Below are 9,453 nucleotides of genomic sequence, written 5' to 3'. Positions count from 1 at the left end.
GCGAGCGCGCCGCCGCGCTCGGCGGCCGGCTCACCGCCGCCCCCCGCTTCGGCGGCGGCTTCCGCGTCCACGCGATACTGCCCCTCGAACCACCCGACCCCACCGCGCCCGTCGCCGTCCCCGGGCAGAGCCCGCCCGGACCGGCCGCGGCCCGGGACCAGGAGCGCCGATGACGATCCGAGTGCTGCTCGCCGACGACCAGGCGCTCCTGCGCAGCGCCTTCCGCGTCCTCGTCGACTCCGAGGACGACATGCGGGTGATCGGCGAGGCGTCCGACGGCGCGGAGGCCGTCCGGCTCGCGGCGAGCCACCTGCCCGACGTCGTCCTCATGGACATCCGCATGCCCGGCACCGACGGACTCGCCGCGACCCGGCAGATCAGCGCGGACCCCGCGCTCGCCGCCGTGCACGTCGTGATGCTCACGACCTTCGAGGTGGACGAGTACGTCGTGCAGTCGCTGCGCGCCGGGGCCGCCGGCTTCCTCGGCAAGGGCGCCGAGCCCGCCGAACTGCTCGGCGCGATCCGTACCGCCGCCGCGGGCGACGCGCTGCTCTCCCCGGCCGCGACCAAGAGCCTCATCACCCGCTTCCTCGCCCAGCCCCCCGGCGCCGGACCCGCCGCCGGGGTGGACAGCGCGCGCCTGGCCGCGCTCACCGGACGCGAGCGCGAGGTCCTCGTGCAGGTCGCCGCCGGGCTCAGCAACGACGAGATCGCCGAACGCCTGCACGTCAGCCCGCTCACCGTCAAGACCCACGTCAACCGCGCCATGGCCAAGGTCGGCGCGCGCGACCGCGCCCAACTCGTCGTCATCGCCTACGAGACGGGACTCGTCCGCCCGCGCACCGAGTGACGCGCCACCGGGCGCGAGGGGCAAATCACCGCCGCGCGCCGCCGGTTGAGCGGGCCTCGTACGGTCTTCTCCACCCGCCCGCTCAGCCCGGGGGTTGAGCCGGCGCGGGTCCCCGCCTACTCCGACCGCAGTAGAGCGCCCGTACGAAATGGTCCTGGGAGCGCTCGAACCGGCTTTCGGCATGCCGCATCGTGGAGGGGTACGGTCGCCCCGTCTTCCCCAGCGCACCGGGACCCGCCCGGCACCCGGCGGTTCGAGACCGTGCGCCCCGCCCTTGCCGCGTAGCCACAGAGAGAGAACACATGTCCTGGCTGTCGAGATTCAGCCTCGCTCAACGCGCCCTCATCGGGCTGATGTCGATCGTCGCGATCGTCTTCGGAGCGATCGCGATACCTCAGCTCAAGCAGCAACTGCTGCCCAATATCGAACTCCCGATGGTGTCGGTCATCGCGCCCTACCAGGGTGCCTCGCCCGACGTGGTCGAGAAGCAGGTCGTCGAGCCGCTGGAGAAGTCGCTCGACGCCGTGGACGGCCTCTCGACGACGACCTCGACCGCCAGCGAGGGCAACGCCGTCGTCATGGCGCAGTTCGACTTCGGCAGCGGCACCAAGCAGCTCGTCGCCGACGTCCAGCAGGCCGTCAACCGCGCCCGCGCCCAACTCCCCGACGACGTCGACCCGCAGGTCGTGGCCGGCTCCACCGACGACATCCCCACCGTCGTCCTCGCCGCCACCTCGCCCAAGGACCAGCAGGCCCTCTCCGACCAGCTCGACCGCACCGTGGTGCCCGAGCTGAAGGAGATCGACGGCGTCTCCCAGGTCACCATCGACGGCGTCCGCGACCTCCAGGTCACCATCACGCCCGACAGCGCGAAGCTCGCCCGCGCGGGCCTGAGCGCCCAGGCGCTGGGCGACGCGCTCAAGGCCGGCGGCGTCACGATGCCGGCCGGTTCCTTCGACGAGAGCGGCGAGAACCGCACCGTCCAGGTCGGCACGCCCTTCACCTCGCTCCAGCAGATCGAGGACCTGCGCGTCGTCGGCCAGGCCGGTCAGGGCGGCGGTCAGGGCGCCCAGGGCGAGGCGCCCAAGCCCGTCCGCCTCGGCGACGTCGCGCGCGTCGAGCAGCAGGAGGCGACCGCCACCTCGATCACCCGCACCGACGGCAAGCCGAGCCTCGCCGTCGCGGTGACGATGGACAAGGACGGCAGCGCCGTCGGCATCTCCAATGCCGTCAAGGACAAGCTCGGCGACCTGCGCGACTCGCTCGGCAAGGGCGCCGACCTCAAGATCGTCGTGGACCAGGGCCCGCCCGTCTCCAAGGCGATCAGCGGCCTCACCACCGAGGGCGCGCTCGGCCTCGGCTTCGCCGTGGTCGTGATCCTGGTCTTCCTCGCCTCGATCCGCTCGACGCTCGTCACCGCGGTCTCCATCCCGCTCTCCGTGCTCCTCACGCTCATCGTGCTGTGGACGCGGGACCTCTCGCTCAACATGCTCACCCTCGGCGCGCTGACCATCGCGATCGGCCGCGTCGTGGACGACTCGATCGTCGTCCTGGAGAACATCAAGCGGCACCTCGGCTACGGCGAGGAGCGCAAGGAGGCCATCCTCACCGCGGTCAAGGAGGTCGCCGGAGCGGTCACCGCCTCGACGCTCACCACTGTCGCCGTCTTCCTGCCGATCGGCCTCGTCGGCGGCATCGTCGGCGAGCTGTTCAGCTCCTTCTCGCTCACCGTCACGACGGCGCTGCTCGCCTCCCTCCTCGTCTCGCTCACCGTCGTCCCGGTCCTCTCCTACTGGTTCCTGCGCGGCCCGAAGAACATCACGAGCCCCGAGGACGCCGAGGCCGCGCGCCGCGCCGCCGAGGAGAAGGAGTCCCAGGGCCGCCTCCAGCGCGCCTACCTGCCGGTCATCGGCTTCGCGACCCGGCGCAGGGTCACCTCGCTGCTCATCGCCGTCTTCGTCCTCGTCGTCACGCTCGGCATGGCCACGCAGCTCAAGACGAACTTCTTCGACGACAGCGGCCAGGACTCGCTCAGCGCCACGCAGGAACTCCCGCCCGGCACGAGCCTGGCGAGCACCGACGCGGCGGCGAAGAAGGTCGAGAAGCTCCTCGACGGCATCGACGGGGTCAGCGACGTCCAGGTCACCGTCGGCTCCTCCGGCTTCATGGCGGCCTTCGGCGGCTCGACCGACTCCAACCACGCCTCGTACCAGATCAAGCTCAAGAGCGAGGACGACGCCGACAAGGTGCAGGACGCGCTCGAAGGCGGCTTCAAGAAGCTCGACGGGGCCGGGGAACTGAAGGTCTCCGCCGGTGGCGGCTTCGGCGACCAGGACCTCTCGGTCGTCGTCAAGGCCCCCGACCGCGACTCGCTCGCGAAGGCGGCCCAGCAGGTCACCGACGCCGTCAAGAAGATCGACGACGTCAAGTCCGTCGAGAACGACCTCGCCACCTCGGTGCCGCGCGTCTCCGTCACCGCGAAGCCCGCGGCGGCCGACGCCGGTCTCAGCCAGGCGGCACTCGGCGCCCTCGTCGCCGAGCAGGTCAACGGCACCAAGGCCGCCACGGCGACGCTCGACGACACCGAGCGCGATGTCGTGGTCCGCTCCGCGCACCCGGCGACGACCGTCGCCGAGCTGAAGGCACTCCCGGTCGGCGGCGCGAAGCTCGGCGACCTCGCCACGGTCAGGCTCGTCGACGGTCCCGTCTCGATGACGCGTATCGACGGCGCCCGCGCCGCCACCGTCACCGCCAAGCCGGTCGGCGACGACACGGGCTCGATCAGCACGGAGCTGACCAAGAAGCTCGACGACCTGAAGCTCCCGCAGGGCGCCACCACCGAGATCGGCGGCGTGACGGCCGACCAGAACGACTCGCTCAGCAAGCTGGCGCTCGCGATGCTCGCCGCCGTGGCGATCGTCTTCCTGCTCCTCGTCGGCACCTTCCGCTCGCTGATCCAGCCGCTGATCCTGCTCGTCTCGATCCCCTTCGCGGCGACCGGCGCGCTCGGCCTGCTCCTCGTCACGGGCACCCCGCTGGGCGTCCCCGCGATGATCGGCATGCTGATGCTCATCGGCATCGTGGTGACCAACGCGATCGTCCTGATCGACCTCATCAACCAGTACCGCGACCGCGGTTACGGGGTCGTCGAGGCGGTCACCGAGGGCGGCAGGCACCGCCTGCGCCCGATCCTCATGACGGCGCTCGCGACGATCTTCGCCCTCATCCCGATGGCGACCGGCATCACCGGGGAGGGCGGCTTCATCTCGCAGCCCCTCGCGGTGGTCGTCATCGGCGGCCTCATCAGCTCGACCCTCCTGACCCTCCTCCTCGTCCCGACCCTCTACGCGATGGTCGAACTGCGCAAGGAACGCAGGGCGGCGAAGAAGGCGAAGAAGAAGGGCGAAGACCCGACGGAGGTCCCGGCCCCGAGGGAATCGGTGAACGTCTGAGAACTGTAGGGAAAGGTGCTGAGCCCCCTGCCGCGATCACCGCGGCAGGGGGCTCAGCATTAGGGCCGCTCCGGGGCACGTTTTCAGCCCCTCCGGCACTTGAGGAGCGGGGTGTGGAGCCTCCGCGAAACCGCTACGGCAGCGCCAGCATCCGCTCCAACGCCGCCTTGGCGTACTTCTCCGTCTCCGCGTCGACCTCGATCCGGTTGACGACCTTCCCCTCCGCCAGCGACTCCAGCGTCCACACGAGGTGCGGCAGGTCGATCCGGTTCATGGTCGAGCAGAAGCACACGGTCCGGTCCAGGAACACGATCTCCTTGTCCGGGTGGGCCTTCGCGAGCCGCCGTACGAGGTTCAGTTCGGTCCCGATCGCCCACTTCGACCCGGCCGGGGCGGCGTCGAGCGCCTTGATGATGTACTCCGTCGAGCCCACCTCGTCGGCGGCGGAGACGACCTCGTGCTTGCACTCGGGGTGGACGAGGACCCGCACCCCCGGAATCCGCTCCCGCACCTCGCTGACCGAGTCGAGCGAGAAGCGCCCGTGCACGGAGCAGTGCCCGCGCCACAGGATCATCTTCGCGGCGCGCAGCTCCTCGACGGTGAGCCCGCCGTTCGGCTTGTGCGGGTTGTAGACGACGCAGTCGTCCAGCGACATCCCCATGTCCCGGACGGCGGTGTTGCGCCCGAGGTGCTGGTCGGGGAGGAAGAGCACCTTCTCGCCCTGCGCGAAGGCCCACTCCAGCGCCCGCTTCGCGTTCGAGGAGGTGCAGATGGTGCCGCCGTGGCGCCCGGTGAACGCCTTGATGTCGGCGGAGGAGTTCATGTACGAGACGGGGACGACCTGCCCGGCGACGCCCGCCTCGGTGAGGACGTCCCAGCACTCCGCGACCTGCTCGGCGCTCGCCATGTCCGCCATGGAGCAGCCGGCGGCGAGGTCGGGGAGGATCACCCGCTGGCGCGCGGAGGTGAGGATGTCGGCCGACTCGGCCATGAAGTGCACGCCGCAGAAGACGATGTACTCGGCCTCGGGACGCGCGGCGGCGTCGCGGGCGAGCTTGAAGGAGTCGCCGGTGACGTCGGCGAACTGGATGACCTCGTCCCGCTGGTAGTGGTGGCCGAGGACGAACACCTTCTCACCGAGCTTCTCCTTGGCCGCGCGGGCACGGGCCACGAGGTCCGGGTCGGAGGGTTCGGGGAGGTCTCCCGGGCACTCCACTCCGCGCTCGCTGCGCGGGTCGGCCTCCCGGCCGAGCAGCAGCAGGGCGAGCGGGGTGGGCTGCACATCGAGATCGACGGGGGGCTGGGCCGTGGTCACGTCACGCACCCTTTCTTCTGGACAGGCGGCGGTGCGGCCGCTCCGGGGACGCCGTCCGCAGGACGCCGCCCCCCTTTTCGTCGTATTGACGTTATTTATGATATCCGCTTACCGTCAGGTTGACGACACCGTGCGGCCCGATGTGATGTGTGCCCCTTCGCCGCCCCTGACCCGTCCCGGTGGCGTATGCGACGATGAGGGAACGCGGTCAGCGGCCGCGCGGGAATAACTCCCCGACCGTGCCGGTTGGAACGTCGGCAATCAGTCTCCGTACAACCCGGGAGAGAAGCAGATGTCCGTATCGGACGAGACCACCACCGCGAGCGAGGGCATCCTCCTGTCCGACGCCGCCGCGTCGAAGGTCAAGGCCCTGCTGGACCAGGAAGGCCGTGACGACCTCGCGCTGCGCGTGGCCGTCCAGCCCGGCGGCTGCTCCGGCCTGCGCTACCAGCTCTTCTTCGACGAGCGCTCGCTCGACGGCGACGTCGTCAAGGACTTCGGCGGCGTCAAGGTCGTCACCGACCGCATGAGCGCCCCCTACCTCGGCGGCGCCTCGATCGACTTCGTCGACACCATCGAGAAGCAGGGCTTCACGATCGACAACCCGAACGCGACCGGCTCCTGCGCCTGCGGCGACTCCTTCCACTGAGCCGCCCGCGTTCCGCGCGAGCGCGAGCAGGAAGAAGGCGGCGACCCCCCTTGGGGGGCCGCCGCCTTCGCCGTACCCGGGTGGCGCGGTCCGCGCGGCGCGGGCCCAGCGCCCTCGGGCCTCGGCGGTCCCGCGGCCGCCGGGGCTCAGGCCGCCGGGACCGTTTCCCCCGTCGTCGTCACGACGGTCCGGTCGCCGAGCGGGCGGTCGAGGGTCACCGAGCGGGTCAGGTCCTTCGCGATCATCACGCACACCTTCCCCGGCTCCTTCTCCTCCGTGAGGTGGACGCGCACCTGCGCCCCCTTCTCCTCCGCGTGGGCCCGGTAGCGGGCGCACACGCCGCCGCTGAAGCGCAGGCTCAGCTCGCGCCCGGCCGCCGCGTACGAGACGGGCGGTACGGAGCGGGTCGCCGCGCCGGGACCCGCCGACGTGGCCCCGCCCGGGTGACGCGGGCCGCCGCCCGAGCCGAGGTGCCGCTCGTCGATCGCGAGCTGCGCGAGCGTCGCGGACTGCGAGGGGACGGAGAAGAGCCAGGCCGGTACGAGGACGGGGTGCCCCTCCCGCGTACGCGCCGCGAGCCCGAAGCGCGCTCGCGTGACGGGAACGACCGTCCCGTCCTCGCCCGCGCCCTCGTTGAGCGCGGCGAGCGCCTCGGCGGCGGACCGCACCGGGTACCGCTCCTCGTCGGCGGTACGGGGCACGTCGAGCCGCCCCGTACCGCCCACGACCTCGCCGCCCGCCGCGATGTGGAGCCGTGTCGACCAGCCGTCCGTGGGCAGCCCCCCGACCTCCGGGTCGACCTCCACGACACGGCTCGCGCCCCGTACCTCGTCGCCCCGCGACGGCGCGCCCGCGAGCCCCAGCGCCGCGAACACCGGCCGCGCGGCCTCCCGCGCCTCGGCCTCGCCGGGCGCCGGACACCCCTTCCCCCGAGCGCACTTGTCGCCCTTGGCGAGATAGCTCCACGCCCCCGGAGCCTGCCGGGCGACGACGAGCCCGGCACCCCGCCACTCACCCCCGTCGGCCCGCACGCCCCCCGGCACCCCGAGCGCCCGCGCCAGCCGCTCGGCCTCCTCGCGCGACACGCTCCCGTCGACCCCGTAGACCCCCGCCTTCGCCGGCCCCTTCGGCAAGGTCCCCTCCACCCGGTACCGCACCCCGTGAGGGTCCGGCTCCCCGGGCGCGATCCCCGGCGGCGACCCACTCGCGGCCACACTCCCGGCAGGCTCCGCGTCCCCGCCCCCACCGCACCCCGCCACGAGCATCCCCACCCCGACGACCCCCACAACGACCCGAACCTTCATGCCCATGCCAACTCCAACCCTCGACGAACGGACAAACCTCTGACGCCCCACCACCCGACCCGGTTCCGCCCCAAGGACCCACCCGCGCTCACATGCAGCCCGCACCACTTTCCAGCCCCTCCGGCGATTGAGGAGCGGGGCCCGGGGCGGAGCCCCGCGAGGCCCACCCGGCGCAAGCTCAGCCCCCGCCGGATACCGTGAACCGACAACCCCCGCCCCCAAGCAGGAGCGCACCCGTGCGGATCGCAGTCACCGGCTCCATCGCCACCGACCACCTCATGACCTTCCCCGGCCGTTTCGCCGACCAACTCGTCGCCGACCAGCTCCACACGGTCTCCCTCTCCTTCCTCGTCGACAATCTCGACGTCCGGCGCGGCGGGGTCGGTGCCAACATCGCCTTCGGCATGGGCCAGCTCGGCACCGCGCCGATCCTCGTCGGCGCGGCGGGCCCGGACTTCGACGACTACCGCGCCTGGCTCGACCGCCACGGCGTCGACACCACCTCGGTGCGGATCTCCGAGGTCCTGCACACCGCCCGCTTCGTCTGCACGACGGACGCCGACCACAACCAGATCGGCTCCTTCTACACGGGCGCGATGAGCGAGGCCCGCCTCATCGAACTCCAGGCCGTCGCCGAGCGCGTCGGCGGTCTCGATCTCGTCACGATCGGCGCCGACGACCCCGAGGCGATGCTCCGCCACACGGAGGAGTGCCGCAGCCGGGGCATCCCCTTCGCCGCCGACTTCTCGCAGCAGATCGCGCGCATGGAGGGCGAGGAGATCCGCACGCTCCTCGACGGCGCCACGTACCTCTTCTCGAACGAGTACGAGAAGGGCCTCATCGAGTCGAAGACCGGCTGGACGGACGCCGAGATCCTCGGCCGGGTCGGCCACCGCGTCACGACGCTCGGCGCCGACGGCGTACGGATCGAGCGGGTGGGCGACGAGCCGATCGTGGTCGGCGTCCCCGAGGAGCGGCGCAAGGCGGACCCGACGGGCGTCGGCGACGCGTTCCGCGCCGGGTTCCTGTCCGGCCTCGCCTGGGGCGTGGGCCTGGAGCGCGCGGCGCAGGTCGGCTGCATGCTCGCGACGCTCGTCATCGAGACGGTGGGGACGCAGGAGTACCAGCTGGAGCGGACGCACTTCATGGACCGCTTCACCAAGTGCTACGGCATCGAGGCGGGCGAAGAGGTACAGGCGCACCTCGCCGTGTGACGGCAGGGGGACGGCTCAGCCGGTGCGCCGCACCCGGTACGCCGTCCCCTCCCGCCCCACGTACTCCTGCCCCCGCATCTCGCACCACGCCGGGATGTCCAGGGCCGCCGCCTCGTCGTCCGACAGGACGGTGACCGTGGCGCCGACCGGGACGCGCGGGAAGACCTTCGCGAGTTCGATGACCGGGATCGGGCACCGCTTGCCGAGCGCGTCGACGACGAGCGGCCCCGGGGAGGGGACCGCGGGCGACCCGGGGGAGGGGACGGCGGGCGGTTCCTCGTCCCTCGGGGCGCCGAGCTGTTCCCGTACCCCCGCCACCACCCCCGGGAGCACCTCCAGGAAGCGGTCCACGTCCTCCGCGCGCACGTCCAGGGGGAGCGAGACGCGCACGTTGCCCTCGCTCAGGACGCCCATCGCGCGCAGCACGTGGCTCGGCGTCAGCGCCGAACTCGTGCAGGACGAACCGGACGAGACGGAGAAACCGGCCCGGTCCAGCGCGCCGAGCACGCTCTCGCCGTCCACGTAGAGGCACGAGAAGGTGAGCAGGTGCGGCAGCCGCCGCTCCGGATCGCCCACCACCTCCGTACGCGGCACGAGCAGCGGCACCCGCTCCCGCAGCCGCGCGGTCAGCGCGCGCAACTCCCCGGCCCGCGCCACCGCCTCGGCGCG

At 72.2% G+C, this 9,453-nt stretch carries 7 protein-coding genes and 1 pseudogene; 5 read left to right on the top strand and 3 right to left on the bottom strand.

The annotated features are described in order from the left end of the window. From G3I42_RS38130 to G3I42_RS35245, 3 genes and pseudogenes are all read left to right on the top strand, one after another. Nucleotides 1-173: pseudogene (locus G3I42_RS38130) on the top strand (two-component sensor histidine kinase); the annotation flags it as partial. Then, complete coding sequence (locus G3I42_RS35250; protein ID WP_164291727.1) at nucleotides 170-850, top strand: response regulator transcription factor; 681 nt, start codon at nucleotides 170-172, stop codon at nucleotides 848-850. The pseudogene G3I42_RS38130 and the gene G3I42_RS35250, both read left to right, overlap by 4 nt. A 302-nt stretch (nucleotides 851-1,152) precedes the next feature. Then, a complete protein-coding gene (locus G3I42_RS35245) occupies nucleotides 1,153-4,302 on the top strand; it encodes an efflux RND transporter permease subunit (protein WP_164291726.1) in 3,150 nt (1,049 codons plus the stop codon). A 133-nt stretch (nucleotides 4,303-4,435) separates the two neighbouring features. Here the strand turns inward: G3I42_RS35245 and nadA are convergent, their stop codons facing one another. After that, entirely contained in the window at nucleotides 4,436-5,617 is a 1,182-nt protein-coding gene (nadA, locus tag G3I42_RS35240; protein ID WP_164291725.1) for a quinolinate synthase NadA, read from the bottom strand. Nucleotides 5,618-5,909: 292 nt separating this feature from the next. On the opposite strand from nadA, the gene G3I42_RS35230 reads away from it, so the two are divergent. Then, nucleotides 5,910-6,266, top strand: coding sequence for an iron-sulfur cluster assembly accessory protein (locus G3I42_RS35230; protein WP_164291724.1), 357 nt, complete (start codon nucleotides 5,910-5,912; stop codon nucleotides 6,264-6,266). Between the two features lie 146 nt (nucleotides 6,267-6,412). On the opposite strand, the gene G3I42_RS35225 is transcribed toward G3I42_RS35230, so the two are convergent. Further along, nucleotides 6,413-7,399 (bottom strand): hypothetical protein, encoded by a 987-nt coding sequence (locus tag G3I42_RS35225; RefSeq protein WP_239096891.1) that lies wholly within the window; start codon nucleotides 7,397-7,399, stop codon nucleotides 6,413-6,415. 407 nt (nucleotides 7,400-7,806) lie between these two features. Between G3I42_RS35225 and G3I42_RS35220 the strand changes: the two genes are divergently transcribed. Then, nucleotides 7,807-8,784 carry a carbohydrate kinase family protein gene (locus G3I42_RS35220; protein WP_164291722.1) on the top strand — a complete coding sequence of 326 codons (978 nt, stop codon included), beginning with the start codon at nucleotides 7,807-7,809 and terminating at the stop codon, nucleotides 8,782-8,784. Between the two features lie 15 nt (nucleotides 8,785-8,799). On the opposite strand, the gene G3I42_RS35215 is transcribed toward G3I42_RS35220, so the two are convergent. Beyond that, nucleotides 8,800-9,453 (bottom strand): cysteine desulfurase/sulfurtransferase TusA family protein (locus G3I42_RS35215; RefSeq protein ID WP_164291721.1); only part of this gene is annotated, 654 nt, incomplete at its 5' end.

The organism is Streptomyces sp. SID11385, assembly GCF_010548245.1.
Lineage (GTDB): Bacteria > Actinomycetota > Actinomycetes > Streptomycetales > Streptomycetaceae > Streptomyces.
The sequence above is the reverse complement of the archived record's forward strand: the minus strand, read 5'-3'. Positions and strand labels throughout refer to the sequence as shown.

What these genes read in the sequence shown, in the direction of transcription:
- G3I42_RS35245 (WP_164291726.1), top strand. Translation starts at nt 1,153, where the DNA reads ATGTCCTGGCTGTCGAGATTCAGCCTCGCTCAACGCGCCCTCATCGGG.
- G3I42_RS35230 (WP_164291724.1), top strand. Translation starts at nt 5,910, where the DNA reads ATGTCCGTATCGGACGAGACCACCACCGCGAGCGAGGGCATCCTCCTG.
- G3I42_RS35250 (WP_164291727.1), top strand. Translation starts at nt 170, where the DNA reads ATGACGATCCGAGTGCTGCTCGCCGACGACCAGGCGCTCCTGCGCAGC.